The sequence below is a fragment of the Bacillus cereus group sp. N11 genome (assembly GCF_016483605.1).
In the GTDB taxonomy this organism is placed as follows: domain Bacteria; phylum Bacillota; class Bacilli; order Bacillales; family Bacillaceae_G; genus Bacillus_A; species Bacillus_A toyonensis.
The window spans coordinates 35,389-61,139 of the sequence record NZ_JAEHBN010000003.1 but is presented as its reverse complement, the minus strand read 5'-3'; the positions used below and the strand labels follow the sequence as shown (position 1 = coordinate 61,139).

The window sequence follows — 25,751 nt, the reverse complement described above, 5'->3', positions numbered from 1 at the left end:
AACTAAAAAAAGACGCCAAATGGCGCCCCCAACTTGGGTTAATGAGGTTTTAGTTTTCCAATCTAAAGAAATATTGTATCAGCTCACAAAGAGAGTATATCATAACATCCAAGAGAAATAATATGCATTCTTACATATCGAAATAAATTTTGTATTCTTGCACTGACGGATCAGGAATAGCAAGATATGAAGCAAATAAGCGCTGTAAAAATATCAATTCATAGAAGCAATTAATTTCTGATATGACATGTTTTAATATCACAAAAGCCATCACGAAATGATGATTGCATGATGGCTTTTGTTGTTTTCTTATTTCTTTGTCTCATTGACCCATGTAACGATGTCCTGGATGACATACGCAGGAACATTGGAAGGGACTTCGTATTCACTAGGATGACTGAATTCCCCGTCGCCCTCCGTGAAGATGTGATTCAATTTCGGATATTCTTTGAACTGAACATTACTGCGGCTTGAAAGCCCTTCTTGCCATCTCGTAAACTCGTCTTTTACAGTTACTTGATAATCACGTGCGCCTTGCAGAATCAGTAATGGCTCTTTTCGTGATTTCGCTTCCTCAACTGGACGCCAACGAGTCACATCATACATGAAATGTGGAGAAGGATAATTATAACCAGCTGGTGGGTGATCTGGATCAAAAGTAGGATCCTTAATATAAGCGAATTGTTTTTTTAGTTCATCTATATATTCCTTAGGTGCCCCGAGGTACTGATACTGATCAAGGAGCATGTCAGTAAATGGACGTGCAGGTGGTGCCATTAAAATACTTCCTCTTACAAGTGATGAAGGTGCTTTGCTTAGTATGCGCGGCATGGTACCTGCTCCTTGGCTATGTCCGAGAATGAAAATGTTATCTGGGTCAATGCCTTCCTGCTGCGCTGCTGATTTTGCTGCATATATGGCATCATCTGTAGTATCGCGGTCTAATGTAGCAGGTTCTGCACTCATTTTAAAACCGTGTTCTAAGGAACGTTTCTCGTAACGTAGCACTGCGATACTGCTTGATGAAAGACCAGCTGCAAGGTCTCTAAAGATTTTAGCTCCCATAAATGTACTGTCACGATCTTGTGGACCAGAACCGTGAACAAGAACAACAACAGGTACTTTTTCGCCAGGTTTATGTTTTGGAACCGTTAATGTGGCTGGTAACGGGTATGTAGTATTTCCAATTACGATTTCACGTTCTTGGTAGGAATCAGGTTGGTCATAACTAGGATGCGGGATGGTATAAGATTTCTGTGGCGTCGTCCTTACGCCAACTTCATCAATTTTGCCGCCAGGCGTGAATTTAAGGAGTAGTGGAATAGTAGTTCCTTCGATAGCTCCTGGAATTTCAACCGTTTGATGGACTAAGTTTCGTTCTTTAATAACAGGTGTTCCCATGCTTGTAATCCTGCTCCCGCCACTTTGTGTCCACCAGTTTTGTAATATGTTTGCCGTAAAATTGGATTGAAAAGCAGCAGACGTCAATTGAAGTGCCTCTGCATATTTGCCTTGCTGGAGATATTCAAAAAATAAAGACGTACGCTCCGTTAAAGAGACTGGTTTCTTTTCTGCAGTTTGTGTCACTTGTGTATCCGCATGAATCGTTGTTGTAAGCGGAAAAGAAGAAACACCTAAAGAAAAGAGTAGAGTAAAAGAAAGTGCTGATTTTTGTAACTTCTTTTTTTTCTTCTTTGTCATCCTGTTTAACCTCCAAAATGTAATGGTATGAAATGAGAATGGTAATTAGTGGAATGTTTTCCTATTGGGGTTTCGGTACATGTATGGGGGAATCCTGCATACATATCATAAAAAGTCCATTTGAAAGAGTAGAGGAGTTAAGCAATGGATTTATACATAAACCTTTGCTAAATCATAGAAATCAATAGTTTTTCCAACAAGGATTCCAATCTCGTTATGATGTAAGGGAAGAAAAATAAGAAAAGAGGAGGTATACGATGAAAAAAATTTTATGGTTCATTTCTATATTGTGCATGATTTTAGGAGTGGTAACAGGGTGTAGTAGCAAAGATGATACTGGAATTTCCGTTACAAGAAATGTAGCGGAGAAAGACCAGCAGAAAGGAAGCGAAACAAAGCAAAATAAGAAAGAAGAGGATAGTTATGAGGCAGCAGCGTCCGTACCTGTAAAAAAGAGGGGTTTACGGGTAAACTGCAGTAACCAGAATTGATCGAGCAGGCAATGAACCCAGTACCTGGGGAGAGTAAGAAACAAAATGCTAATAGAATCATCAAAGCTACGATACTGGATCATATCGACGGTGATACGTTTCGAGTGAAGTTAGCAAACTTTCGTTATCAAGATGAATTGATTTCTAAAGAAATACAGCAAGAGATTTGTCCATTAATAGTTACCCAAAATGCAATTGTAGGCAGATGGAAAATTGTGACTTTGTGGTACTTAAGCAAGAATGGAGTTATTAGGTTTAATGAATTATTAAGGATGTTACCTGGTATCTCAAAAGGAATCTTAACTAGACAATTAAGAGAGCTTGAAGAGGACGAGCTAGTACTCAGAGAAGTTTATAATGTTGTTCCACCCAAAGTAGAATATTCACTAACAGAGCAAGGTAAGAAGTTTATACCTGTATTAGAAGCAATGCAAGTTTGGGGTAAAGATTTACTAAATAAAAAAATAGAGATGCATGAAAGACATGAGGATTAATACAGTATTACTACCTTCTTATTACCAATAGATAGAAGGTATGGAGTCCAAATTAAGTTACATTATTGTTAATTATTGAGTATAAGCACATTGATGCAATAGTAATTTAAGAGCTACGATTGTAGCTCTTTTTCTTATCCAGCTAACGGTGCAGTTAGTGGAAGAAGGATTTTAATTTACTATGATGAAATATGTAATCTAGATGAAATCTGAGAAGGAGGTTTCAATACTATAAAAAATGTTTTGTAGAATGAATGTAAGGGAGGAAAGCTAACTTGGAAATCACAACAGAAAGATTAATAATTAGACCGTTTAAGGGTACTGATTTACAGGATGTATTTGCTATTTATAATAATGATGACACATGTAAGTACCTTTTACATAATAAGTGGACTCATGAAGATATGCAGAAAAGATTCGATCAGAAGCTAGCAAACAATGTACTCACTACAGAATCAATATTAAGTTTGGCAGTCATATACAGGACTAAAGTAGTTGGTGATCTATCAGTATGGTACACAGATATGAAAGACACTGTTGAGATTGGTTATAGTTTTTCAAATGAAGTAGCTGGGAGAGGTTTGGCAACAGAAGCAGTAAGTAGTTTGGTATGTAAATTATTTGATGAATTTAATGTACATCGTATACAAGCTAATCTTGATGCACGTAATACAGCTTCACAAAAATTGTGTGAACGAATAGGCATGAGACAAGAAGCCCATTTTATACAAGATTTTTGGAGTGAAAATGAATGGACAGATAGTCTTGTATATGGAATGTTATCCTCTGATTTGAAGTAATAGACGTAGTGATTTTATTATGTTAACGGGTGCGTTAGTTGAATAAAAAAGGGCATAACATATTATCTAAGACTTATATATTATGCTCTTTAATTCATTAACCTTTTTAAAATTAGGTCTTAATAATTTCAAATGTAGAAAAGCTCCCATATTTTTTTATTAAAATAAATTAAAATTACACAAATAAAAGCCCGTGAGCTCACATTTTTATATTTTAGGATAATGATATGCAAGATTGCATGTGTAAAATGGTTGCAATTTTGCACAACCTGTAACTATAATTGTTACAGGTTGGTGAATACCAATCAAACAAATACAATCATCATGAATGGAGATGTTATCGAATGGGTATGAAAAAATTAATCTTAGCAGGTGCTTTAGGGTTCGCAGCATTATCAGGAACAAATCTACCAGGATTAGAAGCAACAAAAGCGAGTGCAGCTTCTATTGAAACGAATTTTTCGACGTTAGAAGGACGTGTAGTAGAAGTGGATCATGGTGTGATTGTTGTTAAATCTAAACAATATGAAGAACCTGTTAGTGTTTATATAGAAAATATTTCAAATGTGAAAGTAGGAGACGAAGTAAAAGCGACTGGATCTATGATGCGTAACTTTACGGAGTATATGGTTGCAACAGAAGTTGAGAATACTACAAATAAACTAGGTATGCATTTGAAAGAAAATGGCTCACCTGATTATGTGATTGGTGAAGTATCAGAAGTAGGTACGATGGAAGACAGTGCTACTAAATATGTCGTAGTTGAGTATCCAACACAAAATGGGGAGAAAGACGTTATTGACGTGTTCTTAACAAAGGGACAAGCATTTAAAACAGGTGAGAAAGTGAAAATTGATATGAAGTATGTAGGCTGGGGCGGCATTTCTATTAATTACAACACAGTTGATCACATCGAAAAAGTGCATGAGGTAAACAATAGCACTCAAAATAATGATGATGTGTGGATTTGGTCTTAATTTGATTAGTAATATCAGAATCAAAAAAGAAAGATGTTCTTAGATTATAAAAGCTATACTGAAATGAGTATGGATTATTATATTCATTTCAATTAAATAAAGGAGAGAAGTCTATTCTATGACTTCTCTCCTTTGCTTTATTCGATCTTTGTTTGAGTCTATGTATATGACCATATTTAAGCGAGAATAGCTTTTAAAATCGACACTTTGTTTGTAGTAAATAATACATAATTTTGTTTTACAGTTCTAATTAATATACGGTCAGTTGTCCCATATGCTGTTCCAATACGGATTGCAGTTGGTTCTTCAACTCCAGCATAGGTAGCATCTTCGGTAACCTCAAGCACATCACGTAATGGGATCGTAACCTCCGCCAATTGCCATGAAATAATTAACGCTTCTTTTGTTTTTTTTACATCAATACCTAGCATTATACCAAGACCTTTCTATAATAGAATGCTACACTTCTTATCTTATTATACAAATTTTTAAATTATTTTTCTACATGTATGAATAGAACTGGTATTTTAAGGGTGTAAAAAGAACAGGAAGATATACTATCAATCTATTAAGAAATACGTTATGAAGAAAAGTTCACAGGGAATTAATATGGATTTGATATGGTTGAAGTATGATAAACGAGTAACTGTAGGAGTTGCAGGAAGGAAATGAATGATGAGACTTAAATTAGTAGGAACCTTAACTTGTATAGTAGTAATGTTAGGTACCTTTATCATTTACACCAATATATCTATTGGTAAAGAGCCATATAAGACAAACCATGAAACTAGTGAAAACTCCATAAATAATGAAAAAAATAGAAAGCAAAATGGGACTTCAAGTAAGATTGCAAGCTCTTTTTCAAGTATACAGGCTGTAATAAATAAGGAATATGGTTTACCCGAAAACTATAAACCAGAGGATTTAGTTGTACCAAATGTATCCTTCTCATTTAGTGGAACGGTAGAAAAAAGTCACCTTCGTAAAGAGGCAGCGGAAGCGTTAGAAAAACTATTCTTTTTAGCTAAGCAAGATGGTATACAGTTGAATGCTGTGTCAGGATTTCGTTCCTATGAGTATCAAAAAGGCCTGTATGCCAGCAATGTTAAAAAGAATGGGCAAGAGCATACGAATCGCTTCTCTGCAAAGCCAGGGCATAGCGAACATCAAACAGGGTTAACAATGGATGTTTCATCGAAAAGCGCGAACAATGGACTAGAGCTAGCCTTTGCAAATACGAAGGAAGGCAAATGGCTAAAAGATAACGCGCATCGTGCAGGATTTATCATTCGTTATCCAAAAGGTAAGGAAAGTATAACAGGATATGCATATGAACCTTGGCATATTCGTTATGTAGGAGATATCGCTGACAATATATATCAAGAAAAGCTAACTTTAGAAGAATATATGAATCTGAAAAAAATAAAGAATTGATCTAGTTAGTATTAGTAGTGAGAGTGTTAAAAGATAGAATATTTACGCATCTCGCGCAAACGCCATTACAATCCCGGTTGATAATCAAAAGATTAAACGATATATACTGGATTGCAGTTATCTAAGTCAAATTGGCATGTTATTATGTAAGTGCGAATGCGGATGTACGGATTCGCACTTACATAATACATCACATAGGTATTTGTAAAAAACAAGTGAATAAATCTCAAAAAGAAAAGAATACTTATATCATTGAGACAGAAAGAGAAATTTAGTAGTTATATTTTAAAATCTGTATTTAAATAATATTTAGCGGAATGCTCAGCTAAACCAAGTACAATAAAAAGAATTAAAGGAAATGCTCTACTTCGACATCACAACAATTAAATTTTGTAAAAGACACCATCTATTTTGTCTTAAGGAGTTAAAGTTAACTGTTTTGTATTAAAATGTTAGACACTGGCAATGTCCTATAAGCAACAATTTCATCAATATAAATATGTATAGCTGAATGTATCATATTTATACTGATGAAAGGTAAGGTATATGATACCTTTATAAAAGGAGAGAAAAATAAACATTTATAACTTCGCGCGAAATACCAATTTTACGAATAATAGAATGTATAAATAAAAATCTAATACAGTATTTAGGGATTTCGAGCTCAATTTCATGAATCTCAGTATATTGGTATGTGTCTATATAATTCATATTTTATATAGGAATCATTAAATACTGAACTATTCATTGGAACTATTCATAGTAAATTACCTTTTACTATATAGGATTTTTTTTATGTTGATCTGATTAACTCCTCATAATTATGATTAAATTAACCAATTCATGTTAGATAACGAATTTTAAACTGTTTTCATATATTAATTTTTTGTGTGAATTTATATATGTAAATTGTTTTATTTTACATACATTTATATGTAGTTTTTGCACGAATTTTTATGGTCTAATAGAAAATCATTACTTGGTTAGCTATAATTTTCTATTGATTAACTACACTATACCATTTAGATTTGAGTATATTTTGGTATTGCATAATATAATTATGTAAATAAGTTCGTATAAAAATTGAATTTAATGCGAACTTGTGTTCGTGTCTATTTTCTGTTATAGTGTATATGAGGTGATTTTTATGGAATACAGCAAGCAACGTCAAAAATCCGTACATCGTAAGAAATTATACGAGAATTTAAATGAAATGCCCTTTTACATAGAAGAATTTGTGGAGTACAAAGAATTGCATGATGCCTCTCCCTCCACCCTACTGAATTATGTATATGATTTTAGGGTCTTCTTTAATTGGCTATTATCTGAACAAATTATTGAATTTAAGCCGATTAAAGACATATCCTTCTCTGATTTGGAAAATTTAAAGAAAAAAGATGTTGAGAACTTTATGAGGTTTCTAAAACTACAACAAAACATGCAGAATTCCTCTGTTAACAGAAAAATTTCAGCCTTAAAGTCTTTATTTAAGTACCTTACCTCCCTATCAGAAAATGAAGATGGAGAATGTTATTTTTATAGAAATGTAATGGCTAAAATAGAAATACATAAAGATAAAGAAACATTAAATGCTCGTGCAAAACGTATGAGATCTAAAATATTCCATAATGATGACGATCAAGAATTTTTGAATTACGTGAAGTATGAGCATGAGAAATCGTTAACAAAACATCAGTTGTTCTATTTCCTAAGAGATAAAGATCGTGATGTAGCTATCCTCTCCCTCTTTCTTGGTAGTGGTATTCGAGTAAGCGAATTGGCCGATCTTCGTATGGAAGATATAAACTTAAAAGAAAGACTAATTGATGTAATCCGAAAAGGAAACAAAGAAGATTCTGTATGGATTACCCCAATTGCATTGAATGACCTTGAAAAGTATATGGAAATTAGAGATAACAAATATGCTCCAGGAAAAGAATTAAAAAATGTGTTTTTATCAAAGTATAAACATACTGCACAGCCACTTTCCGTTAGGGCTATCCAAGATATAGTAGAAAAATATACTAAGGCCTATGGCAAAAAAATGTCTCCTCATAAATTAAGACACACATTGGCAAATAAATTATATATGGAAGAAAAAGACTCGTTACAAGTAATGCAGCAACTCGGGCATACGAGCCAAGATACAGCTTTGCTATATACACAACTTGGGGAAACAACTATTAAAGATAGTTTAGGCAGAATAGGAAAAAATAAATAATAAAAGTTCAGCAATGCAAAATTGCTGAACTTTTATTATTTTCTCTGCTAGAGTTAGTGGTTTTAAATGTCATGCATTATTCATTATATATTTAATTTTATTATATAAAAAATACATAGTTAAAATTCTACTTTAATTGGTATATAAAAACTGTCTCTTGTTAGAATTAGATAAATGAAAATTTTAGATTCCTACAATTGGGGTTTACTCTTTTAAGTTGATAGCGATGTGGTGATACCCGTTTAGAACGCTATCTTTGCACTAAAAAAAATCGAACCATAAATTTGCCGGCAAGCTTATGGTTCGATTTAAATTATGTACTTTTAGTAGTATCCTTTTTACATTTTCCTTAAATATAGAAATCACTCCTAATTACATGAATTACTGATATTAAGTATACTTTACTGTAAAGTAACAAAAAAGCTATTTAATCTTGCCGCCAAAAATACAATAGATATCTGTCTATTGTATTTTTGGCAGATGTCTATTAAAACCGTTTAAAAATCTAGTTGTTTCATAGACAATGGATTTTTGAGTGAATACTAAAGTTGCTTCATTTGAGAGCCAAATAATGAAAATGAACCCTCATATATTAATTCATTCCCCCCTCAATAATATTTATCTTTCAGATTTTGTTGATGCTTTGTAACAAAAAGATTCTAAAAAGGTAATTGTAATTGAATTAGAAAAACACGCGAAGGTTGGGAAATTAGTAAATCATAGATAAAAACGTCCTATATTTTAATAGGACGTTTTTTCTTCTATAAATAATGTATTCTCCAATATCTAAAAAGGACGGTTTAACTACTTACTTATATCTATCTATAATTCAATAAACCTACTTCTCCTCATACCATGGGTTTAAATGAATTAGTACTTCATATATTTCTGGGTTCTGATTTATAATAGTAGTTTTTATATCCCTACAAATATCATGTCCTTGCTGGATGCTTAAATGTGCCGGAACACTAATTCTAATATCAATTAATACATAGTGACCATGATCACGTGCGCGCATTCTATCAATTCTTTTTACAAAAGGATGGGCCTGAATTACTCTCTTATATTCACTACATTTCTCGGTAGGAATACCACCTTCCATTAATATATATATTGCTTCTTTCCCCATACTAATCGCTAACTTTAATACGAAAAAAGAAACAATAATACCGGCTAAAGGATCCCCATAAGCTGCATATGGAATGGAATAGATATTGTTTATCAAAGCAATACCTATTCCAATTACAGCTGCAATTGAGGCATAAACATCAGCAAGATGATCATAAGCAGTTGCTATAAGCCCTTTGCTGCTTGTTTTTCGACCAATTCGTATTGTGTATACATATAAAATTTGCTTCCATATTAATGAAATAATCGCTGCTATAAAAGCAATTATATGGGGTTCTGTCGCTGGTTCAAATAATGACTTTATTGATTCATAAACCATAAATAAAGCCGCTAAAATTAAAATCACAGCTACAATTCCTGATGATATAACTTCTGCTTTACCATGTCCATAAGGATGATCTTCATCAGCTGGCTGGTTTGAAATTTTCATTGATCCCAATGAGGCTACGGATGCTACAACATCGGCAGCATTATGAATCCCGTCGGCTAATAATACCTGACTTTTGAAAAGTAAACCGACTATAATTTTGATGAGAGTCAGAAATATATTGCTAATTACACTAATCCACGCTGCCAATAAGGACGTTTTTTGGTTAGCATTCATATTTATCCCCACCTTAACTTTACTCTTGTTTCAAAATATTATTGTTTAATTCAATTGTGTAGTTATAAGTCTGTGTCTTATCATTTTAATTTCTTTCATACATTACCTAATAATAAGTGTGTGGGTCTATACAAACATTTTCTCATCAGTAAAGGTTTAAAGCATAACTTACTTTGTTCTTTTATCCTTATTTGTTATGAAGTGTAAAAAAGAGTGACACAATATGCCATGCTTTTATCATTACAAACATCAAAGCGACTAATGTGTTGCTTTGATGTTTGATGAAATGTCTTCAGGTATGATTACTAATTCATTCTGCGCATTAATCTTTACTCATCTGATCACAACAATTATTTTTACAGGTTGTCCATTTCACATAGCTGTAGCAAATACTATAAGATTAAAAGCATATAATTGAATATGAGTGTAAGCTGTATACATTATTTATCCTTCTTTTAAACTCTTGGAGATTTTCCATATGATTGAGTATCTCTATATGCTTTTCTTTAATGAATTTTAAATGATAAAACTTTCAATTTTATTACACTATTTGTATGTTAGTTTTTAAACTTTAATTAAACCTTCATTTATTTAAGCATTCATAAATCAGTTGCAATATTTGCATCAAATTCATTTGATTTTTTAGTATCTATTTTTTCCCCATCTATTGTCACCCTTATTTCTTGTTTTTGGTTTGCTGTTACCATCCAAGCATTCGGTAAATAACGATCTTCATGGGATAATGTAGAAGGTGAATTTATAACCTTTCCTCCTAAATATAGCGTAGCAGAAGAACCTCCATCCATAGCCATCGCATTTATTGCTCCTTTTTCATATAGAATATCTTGACACTCTTTTAACGTAGCTCCTATGCTATGTGTCTGCCTACCGTCAATCACTAGAAACATTATTGTGCCATCTTCTTTTTGTGCCATAATACTTCGCGGAGCAGAACCCCAACCACCGTCTCCTTCTGTAATCATTTTTTCTCCATTTACAATTAGCTGTGGCATAAATCCTGCTGCTGAAACGACTTGTTTATCCAAAAGTTGTTGGGTAGAATAATTCCCTGTTATCATTTGTCCAAACTTTGTTAAGCCCGTAATAATTGTAGGGGTATTTTTATCTATATTTGTATCAATTGCTTTCCCATTTTCTATTGCTATTCCAGTTGCAATATTTCCTCCACCCCTTCCTGTTTCATCAGTAAATCCACTTGCATTCACAGCAACAAGTGCATGATTACGTTTTGCCATTACGCTAATTTTTTCTCCTCTTTTATCGCCCTGTGTTCCTTGATGGCTAACAAGTTTAACATTGAAAGGGTTACTAATAGTGACTAATTTTCCTTCGAAAAGAAAGCGACTATCTTTGTTACTTTTAATCGTTTCTACGTCAATTTTTAATGGCTGATTTTTTAATTCTTCTAATCTTTTTCCTGCTATTTTTTTATAAATATTCTCATCACTATTTGACCATTTGGGATGATTAATTCTATCTTGTAATTTATCTAGTTCCTTTTGGGATAGGAATGTATATTTCGCATATTGTGGATGCTGAGAAGTTAGTATACTCCCAGCAATTGTTACACGAAGATCTCGGCCATAGTTAGTACCAAATAATATTCCTATGCCAATAAGCATGAAAATAGAAAGAAGAAGCAAAATTCGTTTGAAGATTTTTCTTAGATGTTTCATAGTTATATCCTCCGGCATTAATTACATTCAATGAATCCTTTAAAATATTATTTACCTAAAGACAAAAGTGTTTGTTTCCCTTATTCCCGAGTTCCTCACTATGTCTTAGCAAGCAAGGCAAAATACTTATTCTACATTTCTTATTTATTTCAGTGTATATTTACAAATTTAATAACGTTTTTGCAACCAAGAAATATATTACTAATCCTGTTCCGTCAACAAATGTTGTAATAAATGGACCAGAAACGACTGCAGGATCTAATTTAAATTTTCTCAAAATCAAAGGTAAAACAGCTGCGACAAGCGAAGCCCAAATAACAATAAATAATAAAGTGATTGCTACAACTTGTGCAACTTCTGTTCCAACCCCTAACATATAAGCACGAATGAGCCCAGCTACCCCAAGTGCAAGTCCGAGAAGCATGCCAATTGCAAATTCCTTTTTCATTACACGGAAAATGTCTTTAAATTTCACCTCTCCAATACCGATTGCACGAGTAATTGTTGCTACAACCTGTGTTCCTGTATTCCCTCCAGTACCCACTAATAATGGAACAAAGAAAGCAAGGGCAACTACTGTTTCAATTTCGTCTTCAAAATACTTTAGTACTGTACCTGTATATGCCTCAGCAACAAAAAGAAGCAATAACCATGGTAGACGTTTAAAGAAAATGCTCCAAATACTAGATTCAAAGTAAGATTGATTTAATGGTTCACTTCCACCTAACTTTTGGATATCTTCTGTAGCCTCTGCTTCCATAACATTCATTACGTCATCAAATGTTATAATACCAATCATTTCATTATTTGCTGTTGTTACGGGTATTGCTGCTAAATTATAATTCAGTAGCTTTTTTACAACTTCTTGCTGATCAACCTCAGCAGGTACTGAAATCACCTCTCGAATCATGATATTGGATAATATCTCTTCATCTGCTGCTAGTAATAACTCATGTATGGAAACGATTCCCTTAAGATAACCATGACTATCAAGAACATAAATATAAGAAATTGATTCTACATTTTTAGAATGTTCCCTAATGTACTTCAATGTCATTTTTACTGACCAATTCCCTCTAACTGCAACAAAATCACTTGTGACAAGACTTCCTGCTGTTTCAGGTTTGAAAGCCATTAATTTTTTCACATTATGTTTTGTAATTTTATTTAAATACGCCATTAATTTAGCTTGTTTTTCCGGATGAACCGCTAGAAGTAAATCTACTGTTTCATCAATCGGTTGTAAATTTAGTAACTTTTTAGCTTTGTTTTCAGATAAGTGAATTAAGATATTATATTTTTCTTCTGTACTCAAATGTTGTAGAATTTTTGAGCTTTTTAATACAGGAATCTTATCTAGTAATATGACTTGATCTTCTATTGAAAACCGTTTTATTTCTTGCGCAACATCATACGACGGATGACGTAAAACTTTATCTGCATCCAAATCATTTTGGGTTACAAGTAATTCATTTAATAATTTCTTCATGTTAACTCCTCCTCATATTGCTAAGGGAGACTCTAGAGTTTCATGAGTGGTGTTGTATTATTTTATCTGTCTAAAATTTTGATTAGAGCATTAATAGTTACATTGCAATCAATTTATTAAGAACTACCTCCTTTTTGAATATAGACAAGATAAAAATAAATAACATTAAACAAAAAAAACCTTACTCAAAAAGGAGTAAAGGTTTTTTTACAATACAAATAAATGATTATTAAGACAGCTCTGCAATAATCCCAGAGGTGCCTTTCTATCAAATCGTATACCACTCCCTCGTTGAGTTTTAGCACTGTATAGCATAGGTTTTTATAACCAGCTACATTAAAAAGGGCCTTAATCCGACCGTTCCTGTTGACCCATTGGCGTCTCTCGACATTTTTGGGCAGCAGCGTTTCTCTATACAGGAGCCTCACCTAACAAAGATTATTGAATTACTTCAAAATTTAAACCAGAATTTAATATTTGTCAACTAACTTTCGATTTGATTCATAAAAAATTCTTTTTTAGAGAAATGTAATTAGATTCTATTACAAATTTGAAATTCAGCTTAAAAGATTTAAAATTTAAATACAATTAGTTCAAAAAAACGTTATAAAACATATGAAATTTCGTATAAGAAACTTATTGTTTATGATTAATTCGTAACTTTATAGCAGCAGTTACATCATTAGTCATACCGTACTTCAAAAGAACATTCTTCAAAAAATCTTATTTTATGATTAATATCTTCTTTACTGTTTATCAAATTTATATGGTTAAACTACTTAATCAAATTATACATTCCAAGTCGCAAATATGTATCTATATGAGACAATTAAATATAATTTCTCACATCATTTCTCAAAGATTTATAAAGCAATAAAGAATATAAAGTTAGCAATACGTTTACTTGACAAGCAAAAAAAAAGTATTTATGCTGGCTACACGAACAAACACATAAAATTTATATTGCTAAACCTGTTAGGTGAGGCTCCTATACAAACACAGGCTATTGCCCAAAAATGTCGAAAGACGCCAATGGGTAGAACAGGAATTGTCGGATTAAGGCTCTTCTTAAGATAGCTAAGTAATGAATTTCCATTACTTTACGTTGTATAGTGCCAAAGCTCTACTAGGGGGAGAAAAGCTTTATTTAGTCATGCCATTTTGAATCCTCCCTAGTATGTAACTAAGGGGGATTTTTGCGTAAGAAAACAGGGTGTAAGCGATAGAATCTCTCAAAACAAAAGTACTATTTAATACTTGTTGAGAACAAGATTCTATTCATTAGCAAATGTAATATTAAGTGTTAATGTAAATCAGGAGGATTTTAAAATGAAAAAAATAATAAAACTCGATTATCTATTGCTCCTCCCTCTATTCATAACATGTACTTTAGGTATTATCATGATGTATAGCGCTAGCTCCATTGTTGCTGTTCAACATTACGGTTATAACAGTAGGCATTTTGTTGATTCTCAATTAATAAAACTATTTTTAGGAACAATTGGGCTAATAGTTTGTGCTATTCTCCCATATGAAATATGGAAAAAACGAATAGTCTCAATCTGTATTATGATTGGAGGGATTTTTTTGTTAATTATGGTTTTATGGAAAGGAAAGGTGGTAAATAATGCTCAATCATGGATCTTTGGAATACAGCCAGCTGAATTTCTTAAATTAGGAACAATACTTGTAACAGCCCGTTTTTTTGCATTGCGACAAGGGTCAGCTAAACAAATTTGGATTGGGGGCGGAAAACTTTTATTTTTTTTAGCTACAATTTTTTTCCTAATCTATAAACAGCCAAACTTAGGATCTGCACTTTTAATATTAGGTATAGTTTTTAGCATATTTCTTTGCTCGGGAATAAATATAAATCTATTAATTAAAAGAACTATAATAGGTGCTATTTTTTGGTTACCTATTTTATATTTTTTGATTCAATTTAGTTTGTCAGATGTTCAAAAGACACGTATTACTACAATTATCAATCCCTTTGTTGATGCACAGGGAAATGGATATCAACTTGTAAATTCTTTTATTGCCATTGGCTCAGGAGGAATTATTGGACGTGGATTTGGAAATAGCATTCAAAAAACTGGTTATCTCCCCGAACCACATACTGATTTTATAATGGCAATCGTTTCTGAAGAATTAGGATTCATTGGTGTATTCATAATAATGGCCGGAGTATTAGCTATAGTTCTTCGCTCACTAAAAATTGCACAGCTATGTGAAGATCCATTCGGAAGTTTTATAGCAATTGGTATAGGGTGTATGATTGGTTTGCAATCTGTTGTTAATTTAGGCGGTATTACGGGAATACTTCCTCTTACGGGTACCCCATTTCCATTTGTAAGTTTTGGTGGAAGTTCTTTAATGGTTAATTTAATAGCAATAGGAATATTGCTTAATATTTCAATTTTCAATAAAATTAAGTTTATTAATTATAATATATGATATTCTATATGTTGTTCTATTTTTAATGGATGAATTCTTTCTGATTTTGGACAGACTGATTCCGTAAATCAATCTGTTGTTTTTTCATTAGAATTATCGCTAAAAAATGAAATAAACACAGTAAAAAAAATAACATTGTAAAAATTCGTGGCAAGGGATGAAGGATTCACAATGGCTGAGAAAATATATATATAATTGGCTGGTCTCAATTCATAAAATTCTTTTTATTATATAGATAAGCATAAAAATATTAGGAAGTTAATAGTAATATATATTAGATAGAAATTATTAAATCAAAAGAAAAAGCAATCATTGAAAATATAAAGCATTAAAGACAGGGCAAAAGATACACGAAACAAAGAATACGGATGCAAAAAATGGATCAATTTACTTATAGAGTACATTTTAAATACAATTTTCAAGAAAAAAAATTTAAGTAAAGCTTTACTACAGATTGGTGGGTAACCTGTAACAGACGAAACACCTCCTATTGTTAGATTGTCTACAAAAGCAAATAAAACCTGTTTTGTGGATTTATTTTCCTTTTATTTAGTTATAGTACTAGTAATTTCTTCTATTTTGGAGATAGTGATGGCCACTATCATTCTTCTAGGAATACAGAATTATTAATGCATTCATTTTTGGATATTTATCAGTTCCAAGTTAACAATTCTAAATAAAATTACCCTTTAGGAAATTAAAGTGGAATGATATTTGTCAACAGTAAATTTTGCTAAGAAAGGACAGAGAATAAGACCACCGGTAAAGCTTTTACTGGAATTAATTATAAGATTAACGTAAATAGCAAGAGTACGCTCGTAAAATTATGATATATATAAATCAAATCGGAGTGAATACGATATGAGAGCGGTCGCGAAAAAAGTAAGAATAATACGTTTGCAGGATGAATATTGTAAAAATTGTAAATATCAAACGGATGTAGAACAGTATTGTATTGAACAATGCGAAATAGGAAAAAAACTTATTACGCTGGGTAAAAAAGAATTTAGAAAGAGATTGACAAAAGTAAAAACGATAGAAGAAAAATGGGATGAAAAGTGCAAACAAGCAATAATTTTATATAATCAAGGAGTAAATTATCCAGATATTGCAAAGGAAATGGGGTGCCACGTGAGTAATTTGTATAAAGAGCTCAAAAAACGTGGATGGTTACAAATGTAAAATCATGAAATAAATTTTCAAACAAACAAGTTATATGATTGGAACATGCTTTACATTTGATATGAACTGTATACTTGCTTATTTTCAGCAATTACAAAATAAACTAATTCATTTATATGATCTAATGTTTGTTCACCTAAAATTGGTATTTCACACCTTCTCATTTTTGAGGAAGGAGTCTTCTGTCGAAAAACGATAAAATTTTAACATTAAATTTCTGGGTTATAATTCCTAAAAAGAAAAACACCCGTTCTGATTAAGGACGAGTGTTTTTCTTTTTAGGTTATCTAACAGGGATAAACTTCCATGAGCTAGGTTTTTGTTTTTTTTCACCTAGTACAATCCAATTTTTCTTTGCATTTATATTCTCATAATTTAATGGATAGTCATCTGTAAAAATATTATATTCTGTAGGATTATCCAGGTTAATTTTAATTTTAAAATCAGCTAAACTATCAGATTTTTGAGCAAGGTGAATCCAACTAGAATAATTAGACCAATTTAAATATTGGAATTGGTCGTAATTTGAGTGCTTCATGCGAAGATATATACTCTCCCCGTGGTGTAGCTTTGCATCATTTTCTTTGTAGAATTCAAATTCCATAGGTGTACCAGATAAACCATTGTTTTCTTTATTTGCAAGTGTGACATAATCGTAACGATTTGCTATATACCATTCAAATGTTAGACCTTGATAAGGAGATTCACTTGGTACAATATAATAGTTTTTCCCTGCTTCTATGACGTTTCCTTCTATATCATAGATTAATGCAGTCTCTATACTTGGAGCTTTCACATTTTCAGTAAAAGTTTTAAACCACAGATTTAAGAAACCTGCTGTATTGCGCTGAGCTTCTCCTAAGCTTCGCTGCACAGCTGGGGTAACCATTTCTTGCCACAATTGTGCCTTACCACTATTATAATACTTAAATGTTTTATCATTAGTAATATTTTGGATTTCAGGTTTAGCTACTCGAGCTGCATAATCAATCCATTCTTCAGGTGTGGATAGAGAATTATTATAGTTCCCTCCAGTATTGACTGCAAATTGCTTTTGAATGGTTGTAACATAATTTTCAAAGTAGCTATGATATTTTATAGCTCTCGTATCAATTGCAGTAAAATTTGCTGCATGCATAGGTTGAGTAGCATCTGTAAAGTAGTGCGTGGCTACTCCTAAGTAATAGAAAGCTTTTTCATAGTCCTTATTTCGTAAATGTTCTCCAGATTCATAAAAGTATTTCTTACCTTGTGTAAGAGCGGTTGGATTTGTTTCTCCTCTATAATTTTCTTTAGTATCAGGATCATAAAAATGAGATTTCCATCCGCCTTTAAAAACGCCACCTATTCCTGTACCACCATCGTTAAACTCTGCATTATAATCTGCATCATATAATCCTTTAGAAAATAAATCTTTATATTGTGGATAATTTAAAAAGTCCACAGCCTGCTTATTTGCTTCAATATTAGATTCTGTTTTCATAATTTCAATAGCTTGTTTTGCAATCCATAAATGTGTACTTTTATCAGAATGATACGGAGCTTCTGCAGACCATCTTGCAGTAATAGGATCATTCTCATTTAAATCAATTTGATCGAGATGAGCATAACTACTTTGAGGACATACTCCTAAAATAGTTAAAGTCACTCCAGCTATACATAGTGTTGATACGATTTTTTTCATATTTTATCCCTTTCTAAATATAAAGATTCTTATGTGGATATTCATCTTATTAACGAAAGTTAAATAGCTCTAATAAAAGAGCGATTAGCAAAGGCTAATTGCTTAATTTCTCTCTTAATGGAATACCAACACACATCGATTAAAATAAAAATTTTAAATTAACCCTAAACAATAGTTTTTCTTCTCTACCTCTAGTTATATATAAAAGCGCGTCTTATTTAAACATGTTTTTTTATGTAATTTTACATATCCAAAAATAGGGAATTAAATGACCTTCCATTTATTATATTAATGAAAGACCGTTGTCTCTAGATAATTGAAATTATGTTGTTTTAAGTTAATAATCTATATCCATCAACTTAAGAATCTAGAATTAACCCAAAATGAAAAAATGAACTTTTTGAAGTGTTGTTTTGTTTGCTTTTCTATATTCCCAAAAAGTAATCTAGGTATTAAGGGAAAAGGTTTTAGATTTGGAAACGTAAGTGACATCTCATTTGGTACTAGTTCCTCTAAAGAACCATATTCTCTAATACAAAAATTTCCTGATAAGTTGGACAAGTCTTTAGCAAAGTTTGGAGAAAGAAATACTGCGATGGCTTTCATATTTTTTACTGCTTCTGGAACAAAAGGTATTTGAGTTAAATTAATCATCATGGTTGCATACATTTTGTCTTGATAGCGGTCGATTGGGTAAGTTTCATTTGGTAATGAAACTTACCCAATCGCTACGATATAATTGTAAAAATACTTCTTATGCTAACTCTTCAGCGATAGATTGATCTATAACAATCTATATGATTTGTTTCACAGCAAAAGCATAGTACTGCTTAAATAAATCTTCAAAGGTCCTAGCAGACGCATGACTTTCTTCATTTTCTATGGTTAACATGTTAGTTTAAATCTTACTCTCTATTTGATACCTGTATTATAGAGAAACCAGAAAAACGGATTTTGTGACAATTTTTCTGGTTATTTTTTATTATGAACTAAAAAAGCATTTATCTCATTAAAAGATAAATGTAAAAAGAGAAATAAAAACATAAAAAATCCAACTCTGATTCTGAGATTATATCCATTTGTTTGATTAGATTTGGAGGAAGTGTAAGGCAAATACCGTTAAAACAATATAAAACAACGTGAAATAAACTAAATCCCAATACTGTATTCTACCCTCTATTTTTTACTTTTCTAAAACAATTTCTGCTATTTTATTAGCATATTTTTTAGAGTCAAATTCATCATAGTTACTTAGTACCACAACAGACAAATATACTTCTGGAAACCTCATGAAGTGTGAACGATAACCTGCCCAGCTTCCTGAATGTTCTAAGTATTTACAGTTAAAACCTTCCGCAAGCCTTAGCCCAAAAGCATAATCTTCATTGTCAATAATTGTCTCTCCAGTTGGAGAAATTTTTGGACCTATTTCGCTCATCCTTTTAACAAGGTCTTTTCCACCAACGGTACCTTTAGTTAAATGCTCTCCCCATTTTACCAGGTCTTCAACTGTTGCATGAATTGCCCCATCCCCTGTATGTTCCCAAGGGCTTTCATAGATTTTATATGTTCCTTGCTCATTCCTCGAATATCCACTGGCAATTGATATAGTAGTTGGGTAACAATCCACAATTGTTGTGTCTTTCATGTGCAAAGGATCAAAAATACGTTCCTTTGCAAACTGACGTAGAGACTTGCCACTTACCTTCTCTACCACTAGTGACAATAAAAAATATCCTGTATTGCTATACTCAAATTTTGTTCCAACCGGGAACCTTGCAATTTGATGACTTTTAAGTTGTTCTAGCGATTCTTTTACAGTTAATGTGTCTGTATATTTAATATTTGCTGCTTCAGCCAATTCCATATAATCAACTAGTCCACCCGTGTGATGAATTAGATGTTTCAATGTTACAGGTTCAGCATATGCACCTATAGAAGGGACAAATTTTAAAATTGAATCATCTAAACTCAATTTCCTCTCTTGTTCTAAGAGTAATATAGAAAATGCTGTGAATTGTTTAGAAACTGAGGCTATATTAAAAACGGTTTTGGTAGTCATGGGTAGATTTTTCTCTATAGAAGCTAAGCCAACTGCACCTTTATAAGTTACGCCGCTATCAAAACTAGAAATATATGTAAATCCGGGAGCTTTTGATGAAAAATTTTTTAATAATTGTTTAATCGATGTATGCGTCTTTTCATTATATGAATTATTCACCTCAATCACATACCCTTCCCTTTAAATGATTAGAAATATATTAACCTGTTATCTTTTCCAATTACACATCTTACTTCAACTCAAAACGACATATTTTATATTTAACTACAATCAAGCACCATCACACTAATTTCTTTAGTTTCTAAATTCTTCTCTTTATAGAGATCTTTAATTTAGTGAGTATTATTATCCCTGAATTTACGAAAGTCCCTCTTTCAGTTCTAAAATTACTCATGGCAACTTAATAGATATTTTCTAAATTGGGTCAATAACATCTAAATCAAAGATGTTATTGACCCAAATACCTATTTTACTTTTAGATTTAGGACCGATGTACTAACGAATATGAAAACTATTTACCAGTCCTCTGTAAAGATAGGTTTCAATAAAACATTCATCTATCCTAAACCTTGTTTCAAATTTAGTTATAGTCTACAAATTTTATGGTCTTCGTCTATAGTATTTTACTTTTTCGATATGAGAATCCAAATAACCTTTTTAAACAACTTTGTTCACAAAAAAGCAGAGGCGTTCCAAATCTTTATTTTTCATTGTAGTTTCAAATGTGGGATTGGGTAACGATGTCCTGCATCATCTGTAAGTTCCCCATTAACTTCAGTTAACTAGTTCAAGTGGGAGAGTCATGAAAGTAATCCTATATCTTTTGCCTTTTGTACTGCTTCTTCTCGATTTTTAACTCCTAGCTTCTCATAGAGATTGGAGGCGTAATTTCTTACTGTTCCGTTTGACAAGTAAAGTGTCGAAGCTATTGTTTTATAACGGCTTCCTTGTGATAATAGTTCCAAAATCTCTAATTCTCGTTTCGTTAATCCATACTCTATTCCATCTAATCGTGATTCAAATAATCCTGTTTCTTCTTGTTCTTCCCACATCCTATGGAACAAGTCATGAGTAATCATCGTGCCTCCTCGATAGATTAGACGAATTGATTCAGCTAGTTCACGCGAATCTATGGATTTCAATACATATCCATCCGCACCATTTCGTATGATTTCTTTTGCTCTTTCTGTATTCTGGAAGGTTGACAGAATGAGTACACGAATATCCGGCCATTTTTTCTTAATCATTTTAGTTGCATGAATCCCATCCAGATTTGGCATCTCTAAATCCATTAATACTACATCTGGTTTTAGTCTCTCGCACAATTCCAAGGCCCGTTCTCCATCTTCAGCCATTCCCACTACTTGTAAATCCTCCAGTCCACCCAAAATTGTATGAAGACTTTCTCGGATAAAAGAATGATCATCGACAATACACAGGCGAATTTGTTCGTTAGCCAGTTGTACTTGTTTCGGTAAAACACATGAAATTAATGTCCCTTCCCCTTTTTTGGAATAAACAATGACTCTTCCTTGTGACTGACTTACACGCTCTTTCATTGCAGTTAATCCAAAGCCATCCTTCCACTCTTCTACCCCACAGCCATTATCCTCTACATCCAATCTTATCTGTTGTGGTTCAAAATGAAGTGACACAATGATTTCTGTGGAATGCCCATGGCGAACAGCATTTGTTAGTGATTCCTGCAAGCTCCGATATAGTGTCATTTTTGATTGTTTGGAGACCGTATACTCTTCCCCTATTATTCGAGTACGTACATTTACTTTTGCATGTTTCTTAAATTCCTCTGTCAATTGTTGTAGTGTGGTAGCTAAGGAAAGCGACTCTTGTGATAAATCTAATTGGTGTAAATACAGTCTTACTTCTTCCATACTGTTACGGGCCAATTGTAATAATGAATCTAGTTGTTGCTCTCCTTCTTTAGACTTTAATTCCACACGCAATGTTTCCATCCCCATAATAATTGAAGTATAGGAATGCCCCATCGTATCGTGTAAGTCTTTTGAGAGCCTATCACGTTCCTCCAGTAATGTAATCCGCTCAACTTGGGATACGTATTGTTCCAATACATGTTTCTGGTTCCGAATAATTTCACTTTGACGGTAATTAATAGCCAGTAAACGAAAGAAAGAGCCCATAGCAAAAGCTAAACTGAGTTGTAGGATGATTACCCATAAATCTGTCACTTCGGAAAATATCGCAATGAGCAACGGGAACAAAATAATTGTGATAGGACCCGACCAGCGGTAAGATTTATGAACGCTATTTGCCGCAATCATAAAAGTTGGCATTAAAAAAGCAAGATACGCTAACGGAAATAATAAAGTTAAATAGAAACAAACTCCGCCAAATAATATTATTTCAGTAAATAAATAATAGCGATAACTGAACATTAAACAAATCCAAGGTACTGAAAATGAAACGACCTCCCAAAGGATTATGATCCAAAGTGGTACTGTCAAATGATCTTGTTGTTGGATAGTCGTTGATATCAATGATAGCCAAACAATAAAGCGTATACAAAGTAAGGCCCAATCATACCAAAACCATAGTTTTAAAGTCTTAAACAAATTATCACTCCTTTATAGCTTTAAACATGAAACGCGTGTACATTCCAATAATTCGAACTAAGTCGTTTCCAATAAGATTATGTATCCAGATGAGAATGAAACCAACAATCATGACAAAAATTGCTGTCTCCCATGAATTCACAGCAATGCCCAATAAGTATATATTAAAATATTGAAAAAGTAAGGGGGTAACGATACATACTATTGGCATTACATACAGTAAAACAGCACATATAAGACTCATTATTCCGACAAAAATTTTCTGCATGAGCCAAAAAATAGCCCTCCAGTTGCTATTATTAAGGATTATATCCCTCACTTTAATCCATTTATCTCTCTCCTCTTTTTTTCTTGGTTCGAATAGCTCTATCGATATATCTGTATAAACTTTCGTCTGAATACGTTCATACTGAACAAACGTTTGAGTTGTTTGTAGTACCCACGCTAATAAGGGAATACCCCAAAAAATAATCGTCATTACTAATGCAAATGTAATGCTGATCAGATAGAAACAAAAGTAAAAAAAACCGGATACAAAGGTAAATAACAAGAAATAAAAATCTTGCAAAGTTTTTTGAGCTGATGCTTTCATTATTAAAATCTCTCCTCCTCATTCATTGCTAATGCGTTAAAAGCTACTTTTTTATTCTAAGAATTTTTCTGTCACAAACGGTAGTGTCAAAATGTCATGATTTGTATGACATAACTATTAATACAACCTTATCCCACTCAACTTTTAGTATCCTTTATAAATATGATAAACCCCTTGCTATACTCTGTTCATACGCTAACTCTTTATGCTAAAGATAGGAATGTGTTCCCGATCTTATCTTATTTCTTTACAAATTTTTTGGTACAAAAAAGGAATCCTTATAATAAGGATTCCTGAAAGAAATGACATGTCATAATCAATTCCTTAATTTCGTGCATCATACGTAAAAATTCCTCGGTCCCTCATTTTATCTACTAAATAATACATAGTATTATATTCTAAGAGATTAATTTTTTGTATTTTCAAATAAATATATACCTACACTGGTTATTCCAGTAACATTTCTTAGATGCTTGCTGCATATAAAATTATTATGCTTTTGGATGTCGCCTCCCTACTTCAATAAAATAATCATGGTTACCTAATTGTAGGGATAAAAAAACCTTGATTAACTTCTTGTTTATTTACAGTGAATGATTCTTGAACACTTATTGTATTTAGTTTATATTTGTCCCTATTTTCATCATTATATCGAAATACTAGATCGCTAGTTTTTGTTGAAAATGATATAGTCAGCTGTTCAAAAATAAACTATGACAAAGTTTATTCATTTTTCCTTTTGCCTACTTGCTAAATTCAGCAAGTAAAATATTTTTAAAAGGATTAGGACTATTAGCTTTATTGCTGTTCAAATTGACGGCTAATGTATGCTTGCCTCCAATTGTGCCTCCAGCAAAAGTAGAAAAACCTGGAGAGCCACCTGCGTGTCCCCAAATCGAGACACCATTTGAAAGTTTTTTTTCATAGATTCCAAGACCATATCCATCGATTATTTCTGTTCCTGTAGGAACTGTAGTAAGCATTTGTTTTAGTTGCTGTTCCTTCAGTAATTTGCCACTAAGTAAGTAAGAGAAAAATTTGTTCAAATCGTCAGCAGTAGAAATCATATCTCCATCCGAATTACCTGGGTAAGAATAAGTAACGTCTTTTGGCTCACTTGCTTCGTCTAGTTGGAAATATCCACGGGCATGATTGGTACCTGGAATAACAGTTGAATTACCAGGTAGGAATGTATTCGACAATTCGAGCGGTTCAACAATCCGATTTTCAACCTCTTCCGCATAGCTGTTTCCAGTTACTTTTTCAATAAGCATACCTAGTATTACGTATCCTGTGTTTGAATAAGACCAGCCCTTACCTGGAGCAAAGTCTGGTGGAAGAGAAATTCCCATCTTTACTAATTCTTCAGCCGTATACAATTTTTTTGTATCCATAATATCATAGTCTTTTGACTTTAAGTATTCAGCAATCCCACTTGTATGATTCAATAACTGCCGAATTGTAATCTGGTTACCATCATATCCGTTTCCTTGAATGACGCCAGGCAACCATTTTTCGATGGAGTCATCTAGATTCAAGCGGTTCTCTCCAGCCAATTGAAGTAGAACTGTTGCAATGAATGTCTTCGTAACACTGCCAATACGAAAACGATAATCTGCTTTCATTGGTTTCTTGGTTCTCAGATCCGCTACCCCAGCAGCATAACTCCACGTTTTTCTATCCTTTGAAATTTTGGCGAGTATCCCTGGGTATCCAAGTTGTAGTGTATCCCGCATTGCTTTCTTGACGGAAGTACGATCCCTTTGAGTATTTGTTTGTAACGAACTAGATACATTTTGATCAGACTCTGCTTTTACAATTGAGCTTGGTGTTGTGTATAACAAAGAACTTCCAGTCATTAAAAGGACTAAACCTGTAGATGTAATCTGACAATGTTTTTTCATAAAGATATTCCTCTCCTCTATTCATATTTTATCGGTAGTTATTTGTTGTTTTATACAAGTCACACAGCTTTCATCTTAACCAAAGACAAATGGACAAAAATGGATTTGCAATTATCTTACTCAGCATTATTTACACAAATGCTATTGTGTCCTAACAAGCGGTAAATTGCTCTTTTTCCACATGTATGTTAACCCTATAAATTATTTATTTTCCTTAAAATACTCTTGTTAATGGTTTGTTTT

The 25,751-nt window shown here is 32.6% G+C and carries 18 protein-coding genes, 2 pseudogenes and 2 riboswitches; of the genes and pseudogenes, 8 read left to right on the top strand and 12 right to left on the bottom strand.

All coding sequences use genetic code 11. The annotated features are described in order from the left end of the window. Window positions 1-309: 309 nt before the first annotated feature. Complete coding sequence (locus JDS98_RS06590) at window positions 310-1,701, bottom strand: alpha/beta hydrolase family protein (protein WP_199633660.1); 1,392 nt, start codon at window positions 1,699-1,701, stop codon at window positions 310-312. Window positions 1,702-1,958: 257 nt separating this feature from the next. Here JDS98_RS06590 and JDS98_RS06585 point away from each other — a divergent pair, with 257 nt between their 5' ends. From JDS98_RS06585 to JDS98_RS06570, 4 genes are all read left to right on the top strand, one after another. Continuing rightward, window positions 1,959-2,192, top strand: a complete 234-nt coding sequence (locus JDS98_RS06585; protein ID WP_098163917.1) for an outer membrane protein assembly factor BamD — start codon at window positions 1,959-1,961, stop codon at window positions 2,190-2,192. Between the two features lie 104 nt (window positions 2,193-2,296). Continuing rightward, the gene (locus JDS98_RS06580) at window positions 2,297-2,686 is read left to right on the top strand and encodes a winged helix-turn-helix transcriptional regulator (RefSeq protein ID WP_307838284.1); all 390 of its coding nucleotides are present in this window, start codon (window positions 2,297-2,299) and stop codon (window positions 2,684-2,686) included. Between the two features lie 275 nt (window positions 2,687-2,961). Further along, window positions 2,962-3,486, top strand: a complete 525-nt coding sequence (locus JDS98_RS06575) for a GNAT family N-acetyltransferase (protein WP_199633659.1) — start codon at window positions 2,962-2,964, stop codon at window positions 3,484-3,486. 344 nt (window positions 3,487-3,830) lie between these two features. Next, complete coding sequence (locus tag JDS98_RS06570; protein WP_097959386.1) at window positions 3,831-4,463, top strand: ATP F0F1 synthase subunit alpha; 633 nt, start codon at window positions 3,831-3,833, stop codon at window positions 4,461-4,463. 176 nt (window positions 4,464-4,639) lie between these two features. Here the strand turns inward: JDS98_RS06570 and JDS98_RS06565 are convergent, their stop codons facing one another. Then, entirely contained in the window at window positions 4,640-4,894 is a 255-nt protein-coding gene (locus JDS98_RS06565) for a SunI/YnzG family protein (RefSeq protein ID WP_097954855.1), read from the bottom strand. A 244-nt stretch (window positions 4,895-5,138) separates the two neighbouring features. Between JDS98_RS06565 and JDS98_RS06560 the strand changes: the two genes are divergently transcribed. Then, a complete protein-coding gene (locus tag JDS98_RS06560; RefSeq protein WP_199633754.1) occupies window positions 5,139-5,897 on the top strand; it encodes a M15 family metallopeptidase in 759 nt (252 codons plus the stop codon). A 1,147-nt stretch (window positions 5,898-7,044) separates the two neighbouring features. Continuing rightward, entirely contained in the window at window positions 7,045-8,118 is a 1,074-nt protein-coding gene (xerS, locus tag JDS98_RS06555) for a tyrosine recombinase XerS (protein WP_098573500.1), read from the top strand. 838 nt (window positions 8,119-8,956) lie between these two features. Here the strand turns inward: xerS and JDS98_RS06550 are convergent. From JDS98_RS06550 to mgtE, 3 genes are all read right to left on the bottom strand, one after another. Further along, on the bottom strand, window positions 8,957-9,850 hold the full coding sequence (locus tag JDS98_RS06550; RefSeq protein ID WP_097879424.1) for a cation diffusion facilitator family transporter: 894 nt from the start codon (window positions 9,848-9,850) through the stop codon (window positions 8,957-8,959). A gap of 599 nt (window positions 9,851-10,449) precedes the next feature. Beyond that, window positions 10,450-11,547 carry a phosphodiester glycosidase family protein gene (locus JDS98_RS06545; protein WP_199633658.1) on the bottom strand — a complete coding sequence of 366 codons (1,098 nt, stop codon included), beginning with the start codon at window positions 11,545-11,547 and terminating at the stop codon, window positions 10,450-10,452. 160 nt (window positions 11,548-11,707) lie between these two features. Further along, window positions 11,708-13,036, bottom strand: a complete 1,329-nt coding sequence (gene mgtE / locus JDS98_RS06540; RefSeq protein ID WP_098149795.1) for a magnesium transporter — start codon at window positions 13,034-13,036, stop codon at window positions 11,708-11,710. Window positions 13,037-13,311: 275 nt separating this feature from the next. Next, window positions 13,312-13,479: riboswitch (M-box (ykoK) riboswitch) on the bottom strand. 521 nt (window positions 13,480-14,000) lie between these two features. Beyond that, window positions 14,001-14,177, top strand: a riboswitch (M-box (ykoK) riboswitch). Between the two features lie 188 nt (window positions 14,178-14,365). Here mgtE and JDS98_RS06535 point away from each other — a divergent pair. Together JDS98_RS06535 and JDS98_RS06530 are read left to right on the top strand one after the other, a co-directional pair. Beyond that, on the top strand, window positions 14,366-15,493 hold the full coding sequence (locus JDS98_RS06535) for an FtsW/RodA/SpoVE family cell cycle protein (RefSeq protein WP_097959394.1): 1,128 nt from the start codon (window positions 14,366-14,368) through the stop codon (window positions 15,491-15,493). An 861-nt stretch (window positions 15,494-16,354) separates the two neighbouring features. Further along, a complete protein-coding gene (locus JDS98_RS06530; protein ID WP_088093278.1) occupies window positions 16,355-16,675 on the top strand; it encodes a helix-turn-helix domain-containing protein in 321 nt (106 codons plus the stop codon). A 283-nt stretch (window positions 16,676-16,958) separates the two neighbouring features. Here the strand turns inward: JDS98_RS06530 and JDS98_RS06525 are convergent, their stop codons facing one another. The 7 genes and pseudogenes from JDS98_RS06525 to JDS98_RS06495 all read right to left on the bottom strand — a co-directional run bounded on the left by JDS98_RS06525 (window position 16,959) and on the right by JDS98_RS06495 (window position 25,508). Continuing rightward, a complete protein-coding gene (locus tag JDS98_RS06525) occupies window positions 16,959-18,359 on the bottom strand; it encodes a zinc dependent phospholipase C family protein (protein ID WP_098149797.1) in 1,401 nt (466 codons plus the stop codon). 438 nt (window positions 18,360-18,797) lie between these two features. Beyond that, a pseudogene (locus tag JDS98_RS06520) lies at window positions 18,798-19,049 on the bottom strand (DUF1963 domain-containing protein); the annotation flags it as partial. A gap of 67 nt (window positions 19,050-19,116) precedes the next feature. Further along, a pseudogene (locus JDS98_RS06515) lies at window positions 19,117-19,251 on the bottom strand (RNA polymerase sigma factor SigX); the annotation flags it as partial. Between the two features lie 291 nt (window positions 19,252-19,542). Then, window positions 19,543-20,580, bottom strand: a complete 1,038-nt coding sequence (locus JDS98_RS06510) for a serine hydrolase domain-containing protein (RefSeq protein ID WP_199633753.1) — start codon at window positions 20,578-20,580, stop codon at window positions 19,543-19,545. Between the two features lie 641 nt (window positions 20,581-21,221). Beyond that, complete coding sequence (locus tag JDS98_RS06505; protein ID WP_199633657.1) at window positions 21,222-23,012, bottom strand: helix-turn-helix transcriptional regulator; 1,791 nt, start codon at window positions 23,010-23,012, stop codon at window positions 21,222-21,224. A 4-nt stretch (window positions 23,013-23,016) separates the two neighbouring features. Further along, entirely contained in the window at window positions 23,017-23,607 is a 591-nt protein-coding gene (locus JDS98_RS06500; RefSeq protein WP_199632396.1) for a sensor domain-containing protein, read from the bottom strand. 740 nt (window positions 23,608-24,347) lie between these two features. After that, window positions 24,348-25,508: a serine hydrolase domain-containing protein gene (locus JDS98_RS06495; RefSeq protein ID WP_199633656.1), complete on the bottom strand. Its 1,161-nt coding sequence runs from the start codon at window positions 25,506-25,508 to the stop codon at window positions 24,348-24,350. Window positions 25,509-25,751 lie beyond the last annotated feature (243 nt).